The sequence below is a fragment of the Enterobacter cloacae complex sp. ECL352 genome (assembly GCF_020149545.1).
Classification (GTDB): Bacteria; Pseudomonadota; Gammaproteobacteria; order Enterobacterales; family Enterobacteriaceae; genus Enterobacter; species Enterobacter asburiae_B.
On sequence record NZ_CP083709.1, the window covers coordinates 4,569,478 to 4,586,646 of the forward strand.

Sequence of the window (17,169 nt, forward strand, 5' to 3'; positions counted from 1 at the left end):
GGAATGTATGTCTTTACCACCACTGTATGCGCTGCGCGCTTTTGAAGTTGCCGCGCGGCTGAACTCCTTCAGCAAAGCGGCTGAAGCACTGAATATCACGCCGGGCGCGGTCAGCAGGCATGTCCGGACGCTTGAACAGTGGTTCGACTGTGAGCTCTTTAAACGCCAGGGGCCGAGAGTGGAGGTCAGTGATGCCGGACGTATTCTGGCCGGACAGCTCAGCGAAAGTTTCTCGAATATTGAGTGGGCCTGTCGCGCATTCAGAAGCGAAAACCACCTTCTGCGCCTCAAAGCCCCCAGCACCCTGACGATGCGGTGGCTGCTGAATGTGCTTAAATCCTTTCGCGAGAACCACGCTAAGCCAAAAATTGAAATTGCCAGCGTCTGGATGGACTTCGACACCGTTGACTTCAGCCGTGAGCCCTACGATTGTGCGATCCTGCTCGGTAATGGCTATTTCGGCGAGTCTACGGAAAGCCGGCTGCTCTTCAGTGAATGGCTCATTCCGGTTTGTACCCCGTCGCTGCTTGAGTCTGCCCGGCATCAGCTCCCAGAGTGCGATCTTATCCATCCCTCTCCGGACAGACGGGACTGGAAGCGATGGCTGAAAAGAACCGGGTCATTCCCCGGGCTCGACGTGAGTCGTGGAATAGTGTTCGACACCCTGGAGCAGGGAAGCCTGGCCGCCATGCACGGTCACGGCGTGGCGATGGCCGACCTCCGCCTCACGCTCGACGCGCTGAAAAGCGGCCTGCTCGCGCTGCCCTTCAGGGAAGCTATCGCAACCGGCGATGGCTACTACCTCGTCTGGCCGAAAAATTCGCTCAGAAGACAGAGTATTGAACGGTTGCTGGCGTGGCTTAACCTTAATGCGCCGGTACTGCCTTCGTTGGATATCGTCTGTCTTGATTACAACGAAAAGCGGGTTTAGTAAATAGCGGAATATTTAGTGAAGGATATTCCGCATATAGAACATATTTATGCGTAGGGAATATTTGCCATATCTTTATATCGCTCCGGCAGGGCGCTGTTCAGGTTGAGTAATTTATCCAGAATATAAAGCGCAGGCGTTCCCTTTGCTCGCTCGGCGTCGATCAGCGCAGTGCGTAACAGATTGGCAGCCGAGGTCATGTCACGGAAATACTCCTGCGATTCACGCGTCTGAGCTTCGCCTGACGTGGCGTAACGCACCTTTGGCCAGTCCGCAAAGTCCAGCAGCGGAAGGATCCCACCCTCTTTTGGTAAATGCGCTGAGAGCAACTCTTCGGCGTTACCCGGATTGCCTTGGGCGAAAGCCAAAAGATGCAGTCGATGGATGAAGGGCGATAGCGCTTCTGAGCTTTCCTTTTCTGCTGAAAGTAACATTATCAACTCATGCACATTTGTTTGGGGGCTAAATTTATGAGGCGAGATAATATTCAATACAGGGAATAAAACATCGAGTGTCATAGGTGCTCCATACAGGCTTAGTATTATTTATTTTTCTATCCCAGGGGTGAATGGATGGTATTTCAGGTGCGTCACTTTTTAAAAACGATAAATAGTGGGCATCAATGTGAGTTTTACTCAACGTTGCGCTTTGGGGGCGATCGCGCGCATCCTCACGCTGCAGCGATTTGTTTCACAAATGCCATCGCTCATCGACCGTCCAGAATGGTATAACGTCGTGCGGCTAAAGGGTTGCCGTCCGCTGACTCCATTCACAAAGGTGTATATGAAACAAATTACGTTCAGTGACCTGCAGCAACAAAGCGAGCAGGCTGCCAATTCTCCTCGCTTACGCGCGCACCGCAATTTACATCCCGAGCTTAGCGACCCGGTGCAGCGCCTGGCTATCGCGATGGAGCCTGGGACCTATGTTCGCCCTCATCGCCACCCGCACACGTTTGAACTGCTGACGGCTCTGAGCGGTCGCTTTCTGGTGTTGAATTTTGATGACGGCGGTAACGTGACCCAGCGCGTGGTGTTAGGTGAAGACTGCAAAGTGCTGGAGATGGATGCCGGTACCTGGCATGCCGTGCTGTCGCTGGATAAAGGCGGCGTCATTTTCGAGGTAAAACACGGCGGCTATCAGCCTGTTCCGGAGCACGATACCGCCCAATGGTCACCGGCTGAGAACGCACCCGGTTGCGCGGAGCTGATGAAATGGTACGCCCAGGCGCAGGTGGGTGACGGGGGTTTTACCCTGTAAACCGGTGAATTTTGATAAAATAATCACAAAAAGGATGTGCGTATGTTGAAAAGATTAGTCGCGGGGCAGATGAGCTTACCAATGACTTTCTGGGGATGGGGATTCTGCGGAGGTTTTCTGCTGGGTCTCATTGGGCTTGCTGGAGTGCATACCGGTCACCCGGCAATGGTTCCGCTTTCCTATATCCTTAAAGCCATTCTGTTCAGTGCTGTACTTTCCGGCATTACTTTCATTCTGCGTCGAAAAATCACAGTCTTGGGTGGGGTCGCTTTTTTTATTATTCTGATTCAGGTGATTATGAGCGTAGTGATGGCGATTGGCCTTTTCTCGTTATTTTTTGAATAATCGCTGGAAAGAGAGTTCCGGTTAGCCAGCAGGATTAAAAGATCGCCCCTGCCGGTGGTAGGTGATAACGAGACACGCGCTTCCTTCTGGCGAAGGAGGCGCGCCTTTGCTGTGACTGGATAGCCGGGATTATTTAAGACTCTCTAGCCCCTGCAGGAAATCCTCAACCTGCTCAGGCGCCGCCGTGTCTGCCTGGTAAAGGATATCGAGCTTAACGTTCTTCAACCCGCAGAAGCCAAACACGCCTTCGATTATCTGCGTCTGAATCGCCGTCGAATAGCCGTGTTTGTCGAATCCGGTGAGATCGCTGCCGCCGGTGGCAATCAGGCGGACGGGAACGTCGCGTAAGCTGCCCACAATCCGGCCATCGTCGGCCACCTTATACGCCCAGTTCAGGGTTAATACGCGATCGAACCAGCCTTTCAGCAGCGCGGGGACCGACCACCAGTACACGGGGAAGACAAACACCAGCATATCCGCTCGCTCGACGCGCTGCTGCTCGCGCAGAATATCGTCGGGAAGGGCGCTCGGATCGCCGTGATACAAATCGAGATCGGCGCGGGTCATCGCCGGATTAAACCCTTCAGCATGCAGATCGGCAATCTCAACCTGCGTACCTTGCTCGCGTAATTTTCCGGCAATACGGGCTGCCAGCGAATGGGATAACGAATTGTCGACAGGATGAGCCGTCACGATCAGTGCGTTATTAATGGCATTTGTAGCAGACATAGCGACCTCGAATGGGTGAGAACTGACGCCTATATTACTATTGGTAACTTAGGTGTCAATCCGCCCCCAGCGATCATTTTGTGCTATTCACGTAGGTCTCCAGCACGCCGGTCATGGCGCCGCTGAGCGTATCTTCCGCCACGTTCCGGGCGAGCACGCCGTTGCCCGCGGCGGTGCTGAGCGCGTCCGCCGCGCCAATGATGGCCGTCAGTACCGCTTCTCCCTGAACGCCTTTCAGCGCGACGAACGGGGAAAGCGCGGTACGCAGGCAGTCGGCGCATTCGGCCACGCATGCCTCACGAAACGTCTGCAGCGCGTGGGATCCGGACAGCGCGGCAGCGATTGGCCCGGTTTCAGGCCCGGCACTAATGGCGCAGTCGATATAGGCGGCGCTGAAAAAGCGGATCGTCTTTTCCAGCGTTTTGCTGTCGACGGCAAGCGTCTCGCGGAACTTCGCCAGCTGCCGGTCGCTATAATCCTGATACAGCGCCATCAGCAGACCTTCACGATCGCCAAAGTGATCGTAGGGGATAGGCTTGGTCACGTTGGCCCGCTCGGCCAGGTAACCAAGGGTCAGCGCCTCCGTGCCTTGCTGACGAACGATTCCGCGCGCAACCTCCAGCAGCTGCACGCGGCGGTCCTCTTTTCTTAAGCGCTTAACAACCATGCTTTCCTCAGAAGTGTTATCTACTCATGGTAGTTTACACGTTTTCTGCAGGGTGCTGCACCCGTTGTTCCGCAGGGCGGATCCGGAACCAGATCGCATACATCGCGGGCAGGAAGACGAGCGTGACGATCGTCCCGCCCAGCGTTCCGCCTATCAGCGTGTAAGCCAGCGTGCCCCAGAACACCGAATGCGTCAGGGGAATAAACGCCAGCACGGCGGCCATGGCGGTTAGCAAGACCGGGCGTGCGCGCTGGACCGTCGCTTCAACCACCGCCTGGAACGGCTCGAGGCCCTCCTCCTGGTTATGATCGATTTGACCGATCAGGATCAGCGTATTGCGCATAAGAATGCCGGAAAGGGCGATCAAGCCGACCAGCGCGTTGATGCCAAACGGCTGATTGAAAATCAACAGCACGGGCACTACGCCAATCAGCCCCAGCGGCGCGGTTAAGAACACCATCACCATCGCCGAGATTGAGCGCACCTGCAAAATGATGATCAGCAGCGTCAGGGCAATCATGATCGGAAACAGCGGGATCATGGCCTGCGTGGCTTTGCCCGATTCCTCAATCGAACCCGCCATGTCGATACGGTACCCGGCCGGCAGCGCATCAACAATCGGCTGGAGCTGCTTCATGATAGCGACCGACACATCCGGTGGCTGAAGATGGTTAGCGATATCGCCCCGCACGGTAATCGTCGGGGTGCGATCGCGGCGGCGCAGGATCGGATCTTCCATACCGATCTCGATCTTGCCGATTTGAGACAGCGGAACGCGCTGTCCCGCATTGCCGACAAGGGTGAAACCCTCGATTTTGGCCGGGTTAAGACGGATATCTCCCGCCGCGCGGCCAATGACCTCAACCGAGCGAATATCTTCCCGCACGGACGTGACGGGCACGCCTGAGAGCAGAAACTGAAGCTGATCGGCAACGGCACTGGAGGTTAAGCCGGTCGCCTGCAGGCGGTTTTGATCGAGAGTGAAATGCAGGACGGGAACGCGCGACCCCCAGTCGGTGTTGACGGTTCTCATCATCGGGCTCGCCTGAAGCACGGCTTTCACCCGGTCAGCGATGTCATGCACCTGTTCGACATCCGGCCCCGACACGCGCCAGGCAACCGGGAAGGGCGAGTACGGGCCAAACACCAGCTGCGTTACCCGCACGCGCGCTTCGGGGGCAAGGCCGTTGGCGACAGCGTCTCTCAGCCGGAGCTTGAGCGCCTCGCGTGACGTCTCGCTGTCCGTCAGGATCACTATTTTCGCAAAAGACGGGTCGGGCAGTTCTGGCGCCATCGCCAGATAAAAACGGGGTGAACCCTGACCAATATAGGCCGTGACAATTTTGGCTTCGGGCTGCTGGCCCAGCCACGCTTCTATTTTTGCTGTGGCGGCGCTGGTTTGCTCAATCGAGGTACCGTAGGGCATCTGCACCTCAACCAGTACTTCCGGGCGATCGGAGGTCGGGAAGAATTGTTTTTTAACCAGCCCCATACCGAGCACGGCCAGGATGAAAATGGCGACCACCAACCCGGCCACCCGCCATTTTCTGGCGATAACGCGGGCAAGCAGCCGGCGAAAACGGTTATAGCGAGGCGTGTTATAGATGGCGGCATGACCCCCTTCCACTTTAGGGATCGCCGGCAGGATCTTCACCCCAAGATAGGGCGTGAACACCACCGCGACAAACCACGATGCAATCAGGGCGAGGCCGACGATCCAGAACATATTGCTGGTGTATTCCCCTGCGGTCGACTGGGCAAAGCCATTCGGCATAAAGCCAATGGCCGTCACCAGGGTACCGGCCAGCATGGGCGCGGCGGTATGGCTCCAGGCGAAGGCCGAGGCTTTGATTCTGTCGTAACCTTCCTCCATTTTCACCACCATCATTTCGATGGCGATGATGGCATCATCAACCAGCAGGCCGAGGGCGAGGATCAGGGAGCCCAGCGTCACGCGGTCAAAGTTTATTCCCGCGGCTTCCATCACCACGAAAACGACCGCCAGCGTCAGCGGTACCGCCGCCGCAACGACAACACCCACGCGCCAGCCCATGCTGACAAAACACACCACCATGACCACAAGCAGGGCGACGAAGAATTTGATCATGAACTCATCGACCGACGAGCGAATATTCACGGACTGGTCGGTGACCTTGGTCAGGGACATGCCCAGCGGCAGGCTATCATTTATTTTCGCCGTTTCCGCATCCAGCGCTTTCCCCAGCGCCAGACCGTTCCAGCCTTCACGCATCACGATGCCCAGCAGAAGGGCGGGCTCATGCTGATTGCGTATCAGCATCGTCGGGGGATCTTCGTAGCCTCGCTCAACCGTTGCCACATCGGACAGCTTGAGCGTTTTGCCCTGAGCAATAAAAGGCGTATCGCGGATTTTCTGCAGTTCATCGAACGCGCCGTCCAGGCGGATAAAAATCTGCGCGCCTCGGGTCTCAATGGAGCCCGCCGCGGCTAAAGCGTTCTGGCTGTTGAGGGCGTTGAAAATGTCCTGGGGTGAGAGCCCTATCGTCGCCAGACGGTCGTGGGAGAAGGAGATGTAAATCCGCTCGGCCTGTTCGCCGATAATGTTCACTTTCTTCACGCCGGGAACGTGCAGGAGCTGCTGGCGCAGGCCTTCGGCATCGCGTACCAGCTGCCGCTGCGGTTCGCCTTTCGCTTTCAGCGCAAAGAGGGCAAAGGTGACATCCGAGAATTCGTCATTGATCATCGGGCCGATGACGCCCGCCGGAAGACGCTGAGATTCATCTCCGAGCTTCTTACGCGCCTGATAGAACTCCTCCTGCACTTCGGCTGGCGGGGTCTTGTCCTGCAATGACAACGTGATAAACGCCATGCCGGGACGGGTATAGGTTTCGGTACGGTCATACCATTTGAGTTCCTGCAGGCGCTTTTCCAGCGGCTCGGCGACCTGATCCTGAATTTCCTGCGCGGTCGCGCCCGGCCAGACGGTTATCACCGTCATTTGCTTTACCGTGAAGGGCGGATCTTCCGCGCGCCCGAGCCCAAAGAAGGCGTAAATTCCGGCAATCGTGACCAGAACGATCAGAAACAGCGTGATGGAACGTTCGCGGACGGCCAGCGCCGACAGGTTGAAGCGGCTTCCGCTCATGGCGTGTTCTCCGCCAGGGCGGCATTGCGCTGCTTAGCAAGCCTGACGACCTCACCTTCGTGCAGAAGATGGGCGCCTAACGCAACAATCTTCTCACCGGGCTTCACGCCGCCCGTGACCTGCGCCGCATCTTCACCCACGCTCAGCACCCTGACGGGCGTCCATGCAACCTTTGCCGGCTGGGCGGAAATACGCCAGACGCCGGGACCTTTTCCTGCATCATAGAGTGAAGCCAGCGGGACCTGCATGACCTGACCTTCCGCTTTGTTGTCCTGAACGTTCAGCGTGACGGTCGCCCCCAGCGGCGCGTTCGCCAGCAGGCCATCCAGCACGTAGCGGGCTTCATACGTGCGGGTCGCGGCATCGGCCGAATCAGACAGCAGGCGCAGCGTTGCGGTGACCGGATGTTTTTCATTGCCATACAGCGTGGCCTGCGCTTCGCTGCCGACGGCAGGGCGCAGCGTTTCCGGAAGCTGGACGAGCGCTTCACGCTGTCCCGCTCTGGCGAGCCTGATCGCCACCTGTCCGGCGCTGACGACCTGACCCGGCTCGGCGAGCGTCTCCATGACCACGCCGTCCGAATCCGCCAGCAGCACGGCATAGCCCGTGGCGTTTTGCGCCACGCTGGCCTGCGCCCGGGCGGCGCTGAGATCGGCCCTGGCCGTATCGGCCGCCGCTTTGATCTGGTCATACTCCGAGGCAGACACCGCGCCGGACGCCACAAGACCGCGATAGCGCGCCTCATCGCTGGTGGCTTTTCGCGCGCGCGCCTGGGCCGCATCTACCGCGCGCTGCTGCGCCTGAGCCTGTAACTTCAGGTCAAGCGGATCCAGGCGCAGCAGGGGCTGGCCCTGTTTGACGGTCTGGCCCGTATCGACCAGCCGCTCAAGGATTTTTCCCTGAACCCTGAAACCTAAATCGCTTTGCGTTCTTGCGACCACCACGCCCGTGAAGGCGCGGGCGTTATTGTTCGCAAGCTCGACGGAGGCGGATCTGACGAGCGGTGGCTTGGTGCGCGGATCGTCACTCGCGGAAATATCGCCGCACGCCACCAGGGCAAACGGCAGGAGACAAACGGCAACGCGGGCTGAAGTGAGCCTGAGCATGGGAAACCTTTTTGACGTAACAGGACGGTATCCGCATTCTCTGACTAGTGACCAAAATTGTCAATGGTCACAAATTAGGGGGCCAGGCTTCTTAAAATCAGTGAAGAGAGTAGCACTGCCGCCGTGGGGGCCATTTCGAGGTTGTACTGAAGCTGAACGGGGTTAATGTAAGGGCACATCACCATGTAGACGGCACAGGTGACTTCATCCAGCGGCGTTTTTCTTTCAAACTCGCCGGCCTGCCTGCCTTCGATAATGATGCTCTCAATCAGCTTCATCAGGCTTTCACTGTACTTTTGCGTGGAAGGCCACTGCTCCTGCGCGGCGACGGCGGCGATGTCGTATAGCTTACGGTCGTGGAAAAACAGCTCGCTTCCCGCCTCGGTGAGCGCTTTGAAAAGGCGGCGTAATTTTTCGCTTGCTGACGGCGCATCCTCGATGGCGGAAAGCACTGCCGCCATGATCAGCTCCAGGCGGTTAGCGCAGATCACCTCGCCGATAGCCTGTTTGGAATCGAAAAACTTATAAATGTAGGACTTTGAAAAACCAATGGATTTAGCCAGTTCGGCGACGGTGGTTTTTTCATAGCCGTAGTGGCCGAAGTGCTCAAAAGCCGCTTCGACGATTTGCTCTCTGACAGCGTGGTCAAGGGGACCACGTGATGATGGGGGATTCATATTTTTAGTCATTATTTAAGCTTAGCGTGACAGGCTACGATTAACAACGAGTGACCATTTTGATATTTGGTTACCGTCATTCATCATGCGCCGTTCAGACGGGACGATCAACCAGGTGGGGTAAGTGTATCACTGTTTTTCGTGCACTATGGCATCTATCTGCCTGCGATAAGCGAGGATTTCAGCGCAACTCCCTTGCGCTGAACGGAGCCGTTTTTGCTCAGGCCGAGCGCGGACGCAATATTTTTTCAACGATAAGCACCAGACGCCTGCGCGTCACGAACCGGTGTAGCTGCCCCAGAAGCCAGTTACCGCATCCGGTAATCAGGTAGTTACGGTTACTCTCCACGGCCTTCAACGCCAGGGTGACCACCTTGTCAGCGGGCATTCGTTTACCGACCGAGGCTTCCTCAGCATTCACCACATCAAAAAAGGCCGTATCCGTTGCGCCGGGGCAAAGCGCCAGGACGCGGATGCCCCTGGAGCGATACTCTCCCCACAGCGCGTTCGAAAACGAGAGCAGGAAGGCTTTGGTTGCGCCATAAATCGCCATATAGGGATCCGGTTGCATCGCGGCCGTTGAGGCAACGTTAATAATTACCCCGGAGCCCTGCTGCAGCATTCCCGGCAGCAAGGCGTGAGTCAGCTCCACGGGGGCCATGCAGTTTACGTTTATCTCATCACGCTGCCTGTCGATGGACAGCTTTTCGAATGGCCCGTAGGTGGCGAAGCCGGCGCAATTGATCAGAATGTCGGGGACGCGTCTTAAGGTTTCAAGCCGTTCCACAATGTGGGGAATGGCTTCCGGCTTCACTAAATCCTGCACGATAATCGTGATGGAGACGCCGTGCTTTCTGACTAACTCTACGGCAAGCGCCTGCAGCCTTGGCTCGGAGCGGGCGACCAGGATCAAGGCCACGCCGCGGGCGGCGAGCTGCCGGGCAAAATCACGGCCTATGCCTGACGACGCTCCGGTAATCAGCGCTGTTTTTCCGGTATAATCAAAAGAATTCATATGTTTAATCCCGTTTCCCTAATGTATGCTGCACAGCATAAACCGTGCACTTAGGTACACGGTCAAGCGTGATTTTTACAAGGTGAGGGCGACGCGATGCGAATTGGTGAACTGTGTGCGAAAACGGGATTGTCGAAAGAAACGGTGCGTTACTATGAGCGACAGGGGCTGTTAGAGAATATCCCGCAACCCAATCGCAGCAATAACTATAAAGTCTATTCCGCCGTCGATTTACAGCGTTTAAACATGATCAAGCATGCCAAAATGCTGGGTTTTACCTTAGCTGAAATTTCAGAGGTTTTGGCTGTCTGGGTTGACGACAAATTTACCGCTGAGCAAAAACAGGCGTCTCTGCGCCGCAAGCTGCAGCAGCTTGAAGAGAAAGAAGCGGCGTTAATTGAACTCAGAGCCAGGTTGAAAAACGCCCTTAATGAGGTCGGCCAGCCTTGTGTCGACACGTTTTGATCGCCGGGTGAGAGGAGGCCGCAAAACCGATGCGGCCTTATCTGTCAGGCAGCCAGTTCAGGCATCTGCTCCTTCACGAAATTCAATACTTTCCTCGCGTCGAGAGAGGCATAGGGCAGGCTCTCAATAATGGCGAGTGAACGCGTATTGCCCACCGTTTCTTTTATCTCATCGAGTTTGTACTGAATGTGCGGCGCGATGAGGAAACCATCGAAAGCGGGAGCGACGCTGGCGAAGTTATCCAGCCCAACAGCGCTAATCATCAGCGGATAGCCTTCGCGTTCTGCCAGAGACTGCATTTTTTTGGCGAGAGAGTTTGCGGTATTACCAAACAAACAACAGATCAGAAGCTTTTTCATATTTTGTACCTCCTGAAAACCGCACACAGAGTAGTCCTGAGGTTGTCACCGAAATGCGCGCCATCTCTTATTTTGGCGAGAAATTAACCGCAGATGCCTGACGCGATTTAATTTTACTGTTTTTTTAGCCAGTCGAGAAAAAACTGGCTAAACGCCGTGACCTGAAGCGGCTGCAGTTTGCGCTGGGGGTAAACAAGCTGCAGGCCGACATCTTTGCGATCGTATCGGCTAAAGCCGGTGAAGCTGTCGGCAAACAGTACCGTGAGCCTTCCGGTTTCAACATCGTCTTTGACGTCCCACCACGATTTCCCCGCGATGCCAGCCCCGCTGAGAGCCCACTGACGAAGCAAAGCCCCGTCGTCGCACACCATGGCTGGCTCTACGCGAACGACGCTTTCATCGCCATCTTTTTCAAAGCGCCATTCGTTCATCACCACGCCCTGAGACTCAAGCGCCAGGCACCGGTGCTGAGCTAAATCGGCAAACGTGGCGGGGATGCCGCGTTCGTTAAGATACTCCCCGGAGGCGACCAGCACCCGATGGTTCGGGCGGATGTTTCTGACGACAAGGCTGCTGTCCGGCAGGTTGCCAAAACGCACGCTCATATCCAGCCGGTTAGCGACCAGGTCCTCAACGTGTTCTCTTAACGAGATGAAAAATTTAACGTCGGGATGGCGTCGGGAGAATTCCACGACGGCGGGGCTGAGATACTGTCTGCCAAAGTCCGAGGGTGCAGAAAGGCGAATGTTGCCGCTGAGCACGCCTTCCTTTTGCGTCAGTAACGACTCGGCGTGATGCACCTCTTCCAGCACGCGCAGCGCGGCATGGTAAAACTCTTCCCCGGCGCGGGTCAGCGTGATGGATCGCGTTGAGCGGTGAAACAGGCGCGTCTGGTAACGCTCCTCAATCGCTTTCAGCCTGGCCGTCATGGTGGCGGGGGAAAGCGACAGGCGTCGCCCGGCGGCAGAAAGACCGCCAGCCTCGGCAACTTCCACCAGTAACGCCATGTCTTCGAGTTTACCCATTATTCATATATTCCGAAAAGTGCATCTTATTTTAGCGTAATTATCAAAATCAGATGCCGACTGTAAAGTGATTTCATCCAAACCATAAGGGATGAAAACATGCAACGTACCTCACTTTTTGAACGCTACAGGCTGGGTCAGCAGGACCTGAAAAACCGTATCGTCATGGCGCCGATGACCCGCGCGCGCTCCCTTCAGCCGGGAAATATTCCCTCGGCGCTGATGGCGGAGTATTACCGGCAGCGGGCCAGCGCCGGATTAATCATCACGGAAGCCACGCAGATTTCGCCTCAGGGCCAGGGATACTCCTGGACGCCCGGCATCCATTCGCCTGAGCAGGTTTCAGGATGGCAGCTCACCACGGGCGCCGTGCATCAGGCGGGCGGGGTGATTTTTTCGCAGCTCTGGCACGTCGGGCGAATGTCGCACGCCAGCTTTCATCAGGATGGTCAGCCCGTCGCCCCGTCAGCACTGGCGCCGGACGCGCAGGTGTGGGTGGTGAATGAAAAGGGGGAAGGCCAAATGGTTGACTGTCCGCAGCCGAGAACCCTCTCGCGCAAGGACATTCACAGCATCATCGCGGACTATCGTCAGGCGGCACTGAATGCCGTTCAGGCCGGGTTTGACGGCGTGGAGGTTCACGGCGGAAACGGCTATCTGATCGACCAGTTTCTTCGTCAAACCTCCAACAAACGCACGGACGAGTACGGCGGCACGCTGGCGAACCGGATCCGCTTTGCTCAGGAGGTGCTAAGCGCCATTGCCGAGGCCATTGGCCGCGAGCGTACGGGCATTCGCCTTTCCCCGTTTATTACCCAGCGCGGGATGAACGATCCGAAGGTGACGGAAGTCATACTCGCTCTCGCGGCCTGGTGTGAACAAGAAGGGATTGCGTTCATCCACCTGGCGGAAGCCGACTGGGACGATGCGCCGCAGGTGCCTGAGCCGTTCCGGCAATCGCTTCGCGAGACGTTTAGCGGAACCCTTATCGTCGCGGGGAACTATGACCTTGAAAAAGCGGAGAAGATCCTCGCTGCCGGCTATGCCGATTTGATTGCCTTCGGACGGACGTTTATTGCCAACCCGGATTTACCCCACCGGCTGGCGCACCAGCTGCCTCTGGCTCAGGTGCGCGATCCCGCCACGCTGTTTGGCGGCACCGCGACGGGATATACCGATTACCCCATTTACACCCTGCAGGAGAAGATGTTATGACCCGTAAAACCTTAATTATCGGCGGCGCTTCCGGCATCGGTTTCGCCGTGGGCAGCCTGCTTGCCGGGCGCGGCGAGGAGATTATTCTCGCGGGCCGCGACGGCGCGAAGCTGGACGCTGCGCGGCAACGGCTGAGCGCCCACGCCGCGTCTGTTCATACCCTCGTGCTGGATATCAGCCGTGAGGCAGAGCTTGTCGCACTCGGTGAAACGCTGGGTGAGGTCAATAATATTGTCGTTACGGCGGGTTCACAGGCACCGGGAGGGCTTCTTTCCGGGCTGGATCTCCGCGCGGCAAGGCTGGCTTTTGATACGAAATTCTGGGGAAGCATCAATGTCGCCCGCTATCTCAGCGGGAACATCGCCCCCGGCGGTACGCTGACGTTCACCAGCGGGTTCGTGGCGCGTCGCACCGTGGCGGGCGCCATTGTTAAAACGACGATGAATGCCGCCATCGAGGCCGCGACAAAAGTGCTGGCGAAAGAGCTTTCACCGCTGCGCGTCAACGTCGTGAGTCCGGGGCTGACCGACACGGAAGCGTATGCGGGCATGGACGCCGCCGCGCGGGAAAAAATGCTCGCTGCCGCGGCGGAAACCCTGCCAGCCAAAGCCTGGGGAAGGGCGGAGAACGTCGCGCAAGGATATCTTTTCGCCATTGATAATCCCTTTGTCACGGGGTCGGTCATTGATATTGAAGGCGGGGCGTTAATTAACTGACCCTTTCTGATTTGAACCGCAGGAAATCGTCTGCGGGAATGTAATACTCTATTGAGAGATATCATGAAATATTCGACGTATTTTCATTCGGCGGTAGCGATGGTTATTTTTGCAGGTCTGTCGGGCAATGCGATTTCCGCGCAGGGGGAATGGCTGCAGCCGAAACAGCTTATAGTGGACAACAGCCTGCCGCAGGCGCAATTAAAGGTGAATGAAGCCGCCGCCAGAGAATATGCTTCATTCTGGAACACGGGTAATGAAACCCTGGCGCGTGATGCCCTGGCGGCAGGTTTTATTGATAAAACGCCTCCGAAAGGGCGTAGGCAGGGGCCGGAAGGCGCTATTTTAGCGTCCCGCGCGTTTCGCGCAGCCGTGCCTGATTTGCGCTGTGACGTTGAGCAAATGATTATTTCAGGCGATCGCGTGGTTTCGCATTTACATTTTCACGGCACGTTCACCGGAACATTTGGCAAGCTGAAAGGACAGGGGCAGAAAATAGATTTCATCGCCACGGATCTTTATAAGATTGCTGACGGTAAAATTGTGGCTAACTGGCATATTGAGGACAACCTGACGCTGATGAAACAGCTGGGCGCGCTGTAAATTCATCACTCCGGGGCGGCCCGGAGTGATGCAAAAATCCTATAAGCCAAGATCGCTCAGCGAAGGGTGATCGTCCGGGCGTCTGCCCAGCGGCCAGTGGAACAGACGCTCAGAGGCTTTGATCGGCATATCGTTTACGCAGGCAAAGCGGCGCTTCATCAGCCCGTCCGGCTCAAACTCCCAGTTTTCATTGCCGTAAGAGCGGAACCAGTTGCCGGAATCATCATGCCATTCATAGGCATAGCGCACCGCGATCCGGTTCTCCGTAAATGCCCAGAGCTCTTTAATCAGACGATAGTCCAGCTCTTTTTTCCATTTCCGCTCCAGAAACGCCTGGGCTTCTTCACGGTTGGTGGCGAACTCTGCGCGGTTACGCCATTGGGTATCCAGCGTATAGGCAAGCGCGACTTTCGCCGGGTCGCGGCTGTTCCAGCCATCTTCTGCCAGTCTGACTTTTTCGATGGCGCTTTCACGAGTGAAGGGCGGTAAAGGAGGACGTGTGTTCATGGCGATTACCTCAGTGTTATATTATGTAGACAGGTCTGTCTACTTGCGGTAATCTATGCCTGTAAAATAACGCTGTCAACATTATTTTAGAGGCTACCCAAAAGTGAAAACAGAACCCGCAGACAACGATACTAAAATTAGCGTCAGAGATAAGATATTACTCACGGCGCACGATCTGTTTTATTCCACGGGCTTCAGGGCGACGGGGGTGGATACGCTGATTAAAGCGTCTAAAGTGACCAAGGTGACGTTCTATCGCCATTTCCCGAGTAAGAGCTTGCTTATTCTTGCCTATTTGAACTACCGGCATGAAATATGGATTAACTGGTTTGAGACCACGCTGCGTCGACATCTCGATGAAGGCGAAATACCTGCTGATGCGATATCCGCAACGCTTTACGAATGGTTTATTTCGCCCGAGTTCCACGGCTGCGCGTTTATTAACGCCAGCGCAGAGGCGAAATCGGAAGATATTGAAAACGAAATAAAAGAGATATGCCGCAGTCATAAATCAGAAACAAAGAAAATTATTGCCTTGCTGACGAAGAGTGCTGATGAGCGCGTCGTCAATGAAATCATGCTGCTCATTGACGGCGCAATTATTCATGCACAGATGGGTATGGATTCAGAAACGGTAAGACATGCGTTAAAAAAGGGCCTGGAGAAACTGTCCGATCGGTGATATTCCCCGGTGCTTAATCAACTCTCGCACCGAGCCGATTAAGCACCCGCGTTACACTGTGGGAATGGTGCCGCCATCAATCACAAATTCAGTACCGGTGATACTCGCAGCATGCGATGAAGCGAGGAAGACGATGAGGTTGGCCACCTCTATCGGTCTGGCAGGGCGTCCGAGCGGTATTCCACCTAGCGCCTTCATAATGATCTGCTTGCCGCCTTCGTAGTCTGTACCTGCCTGCTTTGCCAGCCTCTCCGCCAGTGCAACCGCCGCTTCAGTTTCGATCCAGCCGGGCGCAACGCGCACCACCCGAACGCCCTTCGGTGAGACTTCCTTTGAAAGGCTTTTACTGTAGGTTGAGAGGGCTGCTTTAGCCGCCGCATAACCCGTTGTTGATTCCGGTAACGGCAGCTCGCGCTGAATAGACGTCACGTGAATAATCACCCCATTTCCCTGCGCGAGCATTCCGGGAAGCAGGGCGCGATCTAAGCGTACTGCAGGCAACAAATTAAGATTGAGCTCCTGCTGCCACTCTTCTTCGCCAAGCGCAGCAAAACCGCCACCGGGTGAGGTTGAACCGCCCGCAACATGGATAATCACGTCGACGCCTCCCATCTGCTCCTGAACCGCAGATGCGACAGCGGCACATCCAGCGACCGTCGTAAGGTCAGCGGCGACGAAAGTATCTGCGACATCTACGTCCGGCTCGTGGCGCGCAGTGGTGAATACCGTTGCACCGAGCTGTTTTAAAAGCCCGACGACCGCTTTTCCGAGCCCTTTCGTGCCAGCGGTAACAAGCACGCGTTTGCCTTTAAAATCAATATCTAATGACATGACCTTGCACTCCCGTTATTTACAGTACAGGTATATTCAACATAGACTGAGAAATTGACAAGTACGCACGAAAAAGTGAGCTACTGAATTATGAGTAAGTTATATAGTCCGGAATCTGCCGCGAGCGGCGTGGAGAAAGTGTTACGGCTGCTGGAAGGCCGCTGGAAATTAATTATTCTTTTTCATCTTTTCGACGGAAAAGTGCAGCGCTACTCAGATTTCGAAAAACTGATCCCCGGTATTTCCCAGAAGATGCTGGCGCAGCAGCTCAGGCAACTTGAATCCGATGGTATCGTTTCTCGGATGGTCTACCCGCAAGTGCCACCGAAAGTGGAGTATCGCCTCACCGATTGGGGGCAGGCATTATGTCCGGCGCTTGATGCCATGCTGAAATGGGCAGAAAAGCGCGAGGCTTACGCAAGCCAGTAAATCCGGCGGCCAGCACGCTGCAATGGGATAGCGTGCCCGTACCCATTCATGCAAAGGAAACGAAAAATGAGAACACAGAAGCGATGCCTTGGCTGCGTGGCTATTGTGGTTGATGACTACGATCGCGCCATTGAATACTACACCGACAAGCTGGGGTTTACCCTCGTAGAGGATACGCCTCAACCGGGTAAACGCTGGGTGGTCGTCTCACCCAACCCGGAAAGTGACTGCAACATTTTGCTGGCTCGCGCTTCTAACGAGAGGCAGGAAAGCTTTATCGGCAATCAATGCGGCGGCAGAGTTTTCCTCTTCCTTCAGACGGACGATTTCTGGCGCGATTACCGTGCCATGAAAGACAAGGGCGTCCATTTCTGCGAAGAACCTCGTGAGGAAGAGTACGGTACGGTAGTGGTGTTTGAAGATATTTACGGCAACCGCTGGGATCTCTACCAAAATGCCCAACGCGGGTGATTACCAGGGAGA

The 17,169-nt window shown here is 55.9% G+C and carries 21 protein-coding genes; 10 read left to right on the top strand and 11 right to left on the bottom strand.

Annotated elements, in window-relative coordinates; translation table 11 throughout:
- The first annotated feature begins 7 nt into the window (after window positions 1-7).
- On the top strand, window positions 8-931 hold the full coding sequence (locus tag LBF07_RS22605; RefSeq protein ID WP_033145439.1) for a LysR substrate-binding domain-containing protein: 924 nt from the start codon (window positions 8-10) through the stop codon (window positions 929-931).
- 47 nt (window positions 932-978) lie between these two features.
- Here the strand turns inward: LBF07_RS22605 and LBF07_RS22610 are convergent, their stop codons facing one another.
- Window positions 979-1,449: a hypothetical protein gene (locus tag LBF07_RS22610; protein WP_094935228.1), complete on the bottom strand. Its 471-nt coding sequence runs from the start codon at window positions 1,447-1,449 to the stop codon at window positions 979-981.
- A 265-nt stretch (window positions 1,450-1,714) separates the two neighbouring features.
- Here LBF07_RS22610 and LBF07_RS22615 point away from each other — a divergent pair, with 265 nt between their 5' ends.
- Together LBF07_RS22615 and LBF07_RS22620 are read left to right on the top strand one after the other, a co-directional pair.
- On the top strand, window positions 1,715-2,191 hold the full coding sequence (locus LBF07_RS22615; RefSeq protein WP_033145441.1) for a WbuC family cupin fold metalloprotein: 477 nt from the start codon (window positions 1,715-1,717) through the stop codon (window positions 2,189-2,191).
- A gap of 42 nt (window positions 2,192-2,233) precedes the next feature.
- Entirely contained in the window at window positions 2,234-2,536 is a 303-nt protein-coding gene (locus LBF07_RS22620; protein WP_033145442.1) for a hypothetical protein, read from the top strand.
- 129 nt (window positions 2,537-2,665) lie between these two features.
- Here LBF07_RS22620 and LBF07_RS22625 read toward each other — a convergent pair whose 3' ends face one another.
- The 6 genes from LBF07_RS22625 to LBF07_RS22650 all read right to left on the bottom strand — a co-directional run bounded on the left by LBF07_RS22625 (window position 2,666) and on the right by LBF07_RS22650 (window position 9,854).
- Window positions 2,666-3,265 (bottom strand): NAD(P)H-dependent oxidoreductase, encoded by a 600-nt coding sequence (locus tag LBF07_RS22625; RefSeq protein ID WP_094935229.1) that lies wholly within the window; start codon window positions 3,263-3,265, stop codon window positions 2,666-2,668.
- A 73-nt stretch (window positions 3,266-3,338) separates the two neighbouring features.
- Complete coding sequence (locus LBF07_RS22630) at window positions 3,339-3,932, bottom strand: TetR/AcrR family transcriptional regulator (RefSeq protein ID WP_023335591.1); 594 nt, start codon at window positions 3,930-3,932, stop codon at window positions 3,339-3,341.
- A gap of 34 nt (window positions 3,933-3,966) precedes the next feature.
- Window positions 3,967-7,056, bottom strand: a complete 3,090-nt coding sequence (locus LBF07_RS22635; RefSeq protein WP_094935230.1) for an efflux RND transporter permease subunit — start codon at window positions 7,054-7,056, stop codon at window positions 3,967-3,969.
- On the bottom strand, window positions 7,053-8,162 hold the full coding sequence (locus LBF07_RS22640) for an efflux RND transporter periplasmic adaptor subunit (RefSeq protein WP_094935231.1): 1,110 nt from the start codon (window positions 8,160-8,162) through the stop codon (window positions 7,053-7,055). The genes LBF07_RS22635 and LBF07_RS22640 overlap by 4 nt, the downstream gene beginning before the upstream one ends.
- 74 nt (window positions 8,163-8,236) lie before the next feature.
- Window positions 8,237-8,851, bottom strand: coding sequence for a TetR/AcrR family transcriptional regulator (locus LBF07_RS22645; protein ID WP_087822516.1), 615 nt, complete (start codon window positions 8,849-8,851; stop codon window positions 8,237-8,239).
- Window positions 8,852-9,059: 208 nt separating this feature from the next.
- Window positions 9,060-9,854 carry an SDR family oxidoreductase gene (locus tag LBF07_RS22650; RefSeq protein WP_094935232.1) on the bottom strand — a complete coding sequence of 265 codons (795 nt, stop codon included), beginning with the start codon at window positions 9,852-9,854 and terminating at the stop codon, window positions 9,060-9,062.
- Between the two features lie 96 nt (window positions 9,855-9,950).
- Here LBF07_RS22650 and LBF07_RS22655 point away from each other — a divergent pair, with 96 nt between their 5' ends.
- On the top strand, window positions 9,951-10,319 hold the full coding sequence (locus LBF07_RS22655) for a MerR family transcriptional regulator (protein ID WP_094935233.1): 369 nt from the start codon (window positions 9,951-9,953) through the stop codon (window positions 10,317-10,319).
- A gap of 44 nt (window positions 10,320-10,363) precedes the next feature.
- Here LBF07_RS22655 and LBF07_RS22660 read toward each other — a convergent pair whose 3' ends face one another.
- Complete coding sequence (locus tag LBF07_RS22660) at window positions 10,364-10,678, bottom strand: PTS sugar transporter subunit IIB (RefSeq protein WP_094935234.1); 315 nt, start codon at window positions 10,676-10,678, stop codon at window positions 10,364-10,366.
- 113 nt (window positions 10,679-10,791) lie between these two features.
- The gene (locus LBF07_RS22665) at window positions 10,792-11,703 is read right to left on the bottom strand and encodes a LysR family transcriptional regulator (RefSeq protein ID WP_048977860.1); all 912 of its coding nucleotides are present in this window, start codon (window positions 11,701-11,703) and stop codon (window positions 10,792-10,794) included.
- A 99-nt stretch (window positions 11,704-11,802) separates the two neighbouring features.
- Here LBF07_RS22665 and LBF07_RS22670 point away from each other — a divergent pair, with 99 nt between their 5' ends.
- The 3 genes from LBF07_RS22670 (at window position 11,803) to LBF07_RS22680 (ending at window position 14,237) form a co-directional block, all read left to right on the top strand.
- Window positions 11,803-12,918 (top strand): alkene reductase, encoded by a 1,116-nt coding sequence (locus LBF07_RS22670; protein WP_094935235.1) that lies wholly within the window; start codon window positions 11,803-11,805, stop codon window positions 12,916-12,918.
- Entirely contained in the window at window positions 12,915-13,634 is a 720-nt protein-coding gene (locus tag LBF07_RS22675) for an SDR family oxidoreductase (protein ID WP_112778034.1), read from the top strand. Before LBF07_RS22670 ends, LBF07_RS22675 begins: the two co-directional genes overlap by 4 nt.
- A 63-nt stretch (window positions 13,635-13,697) precedes the next feature.
- The gene (locus LBF07_RS22680) at window positions 13,698-14,237 is read left to right on the top strand and encodes an ester cyclase (protein ID WP_094935237.1); all 540 of its coding nucleotides are present in this window, start codon (window positions 13,698-13,700) and stop codon (window positions 14,235-14,237) included.
- 39 nt (window positions 14,238-14,276) lie between these two features.
- On the opposite strand, the gene LBF07_RS22685 is transcribed toward LBF07_RS22680, so the two are convergent.
- Complete coding sequence (locus tag LBF07_RS22685; protein WP_023311608.1) at window positions 14,277-14,744, bottom strand: DUF1348 family protein; 468 nt, start codon at window positions 14,742-14,744, stop codon at window positions 14,277-14,279.
- A gap of 103 nt (window positions 14,745-14,847) precedes the next feature.
- On the opposite strand from LBF07_RS22685, the gene LBF07_RS22690 reads away from it, so the two are divergent.
- Complete coding sequence (locus LBF07_RS22690) at window positions 14,848-15,426, top strand: TetR/AcrR family transcriptional regulator (RefSeq protein WP_094935238.1); 579 nt, start codon at window positions 14,848-14,850, stop codon at window positions 15,424-15,426.
- A 51-nt stretch (window positions 15,427-15,477) separates the two neighbouring features.
- On the opposite strand, the gene LBF07_RS22695 is transcribed toward LBF07_RS22690, so the two are convergent.
- Window positions 15,478-16,257 (bottom strand): SDR family oxidoreductase, encoded by a 780-nt coding sequence (locus LBF07_RS22695; protein ID WP_033145455.1) that lies wholly within the window; start codon window positions 16,255-16,257, stop codon window positions 15,478-15,480.
- Between the two features lie 90 nt (window positions 16,258-16,347).
- Between LBF07_RS22695 and LBF07_RS22700 the strand changes: the two genes are divergently transcribed.
- Window positions 16,348-16,686 (top strand): helix-turn-helix domain-containing protein, encoded by a 339-nt coding sequence (locus LBF07_RS22700; RefSeq protein WP_094935239.1) that lies wholly within the window; start codon window positions 16,348-16,350, stop codon window positions 16,684-16,686.
- A 66-nt stretch (window positions 16,687-16,752) separates the two neighbouring features.
- Window positions 16,753-17,157, top strand: coding sequence for a VOC family protein (locus LBF07_RS22705; protein ID WP_032639272.1), 405 nt, complete (start codon window positions 16,753-16,755; stop codon window positions 17,155-17,157).
- Window positions 17,158-17,169 lie beyond the last annotated feature (12 nt).

Excerpts from the sequence above, each read along its gene's own strand:
- LBF07_RS22605 (WP_033145439.1), top strand. The coding sequence starts at position 8 with ATGTCTTTACCACCACTGTATGCGCTGCGCGCTTTTGAAGTTGCCGCG.
- LBF07_RS22610 (WP_094935228.1), bottom strand. The coding sequence starts at position 1,449 with ATGACACTCGATGTTTTATTCCCTGTATTGAATATTATCTCGCCTCAT.
- LBF07_RS22615 (WP_033145441.1), top strand. The coding sequence starts at position 1,715 with ATGAAACAAATTACGTTCAGTGACCTGCAGCAACAAAGCGAGCAGGCT.
- LBF07_RS22620 (WP_033145442.1), top strand. The coding sequence starts at position 2,234 with ATGTTGAAAAGATTAGTCGCGGGGCAGATGAGCTTACCAATGACTTTC.
- LBF07_RS22625 (WP_094935229.1), bottom strand. The coding sequence starts at position 3,265 with ATGTCTGCTACAAATGCCATTAATAACGCACTGATCGTGACGGCTCAT.
- LBF07_RS22630 (WP_023335591.1), bottom strand. The coding sequence starts at position 3,932 with ATGGTTGTTAAGCGCTTAAGAAAAGAGGACCGCCGCGTGCAGCTGCTG.
- LBF07_RS22635 (WP_094935230.1), bottom strand. The coding sequence starts at position 7,056 with ATGAGCGGAAGCCGCTTCAACCTGTCGGCGCTGGCCGTCCGCGAACGT.
- LBF07_RS22640 (WP_094935231.1), bottom strand. The coding sequence starts at position 8,162 with ATGCTCAGGCTCACTTCAGCCCGCGTTGCCGTTTGTCTCCTGCCGTTT.
- LBF07_RS22645 (WP_087822516.1), bottom strand. The coding sequence starts at position 8,851 with ATGACTAAAAATATGAATCCCCCATCATCACGTGGTCCCCTTGACCAC.
- LBF07_RS22650 (WP_094935232.1), bottom strand. The coding sequence starts at position 9,854 with ATGAATTCTTTTGATTATACCGGAAAAACAGCGCTGATTACCGGAGCG.
- LBF07_RS22655 (WP_094935233.1), top strand. The coding sequence starts at position 9,951 with ATGCGAATTGGTGAACTGTGTGCGAAAACGGGATTGTCGAAAGAAACG.
- LBF07_RS22660 (WP_094935234.1), bottom strand. The coding sequence starts at position 10,678 with ATGAAAAAGCTTCTGATCTGTTGTTTGTTTGGTAATACCGCAAACTCT.
- LBF07_RS22665 (WP_048977860.1), bottom strand. The coding sequence starts at position 11,703 with ATGGGTAAACTCGAAGACATGGCGTTACTGGTGGAAGTTGCCGAGGCT.
- LBF07_RS22670 (WP_094935235.1), top strand. The coding sequence starts at position 11,803 with ATGCAACGTACCTCACTTTTTGAACGCTACAGGCTGGGTCAGCAGGAC.
- LBF07_RS22675 (WP_112778034.1), top strand. The coding sequence starts at position 12,915 with ATGACCCGTAAAACCTTAATTATCGGCGGCGCTTCCGGCATCGGTTTC.
- LBF07_RS22680 (WP_094935237.1), top strand. The coding sequence starts at position 13,698 with ATGAAATATTCGACGTATTTTCATTCGGCGGTAGCGATGGTTATTTTT.
- LBF07_RS22685 (WP_023311608.1), bottom strand. The coding sequence starts at position 14,744 with ATGAACACACGTCCTCCTTTACCGCCCTTCACTCGTGAAAGCGCCATC.
- LBF07_RS22695 (WP_033145455.1), bottom strand. The coding sequence starts at position 16,257 with ATGTCATTAGATATTGATTTTAAAGGCAAACGCGTGCTTGTTACCGCT.
- LBF07_RS22700 (WP_094935239.1), top strand. The coding sequence starts at position 16,348 with ATGAGTAAGTTATATAGTCCGGAATCTGCCGCGAGCGGCGTGGAGAAA.
- LBF07_RS22705 (WP_032639272.1), top strand. The coding sequence starts at position 16,753 with ATGAGAACACAGAAGCGATGCCTTGGCTGCGTGGCTATTGTGGTTGAT.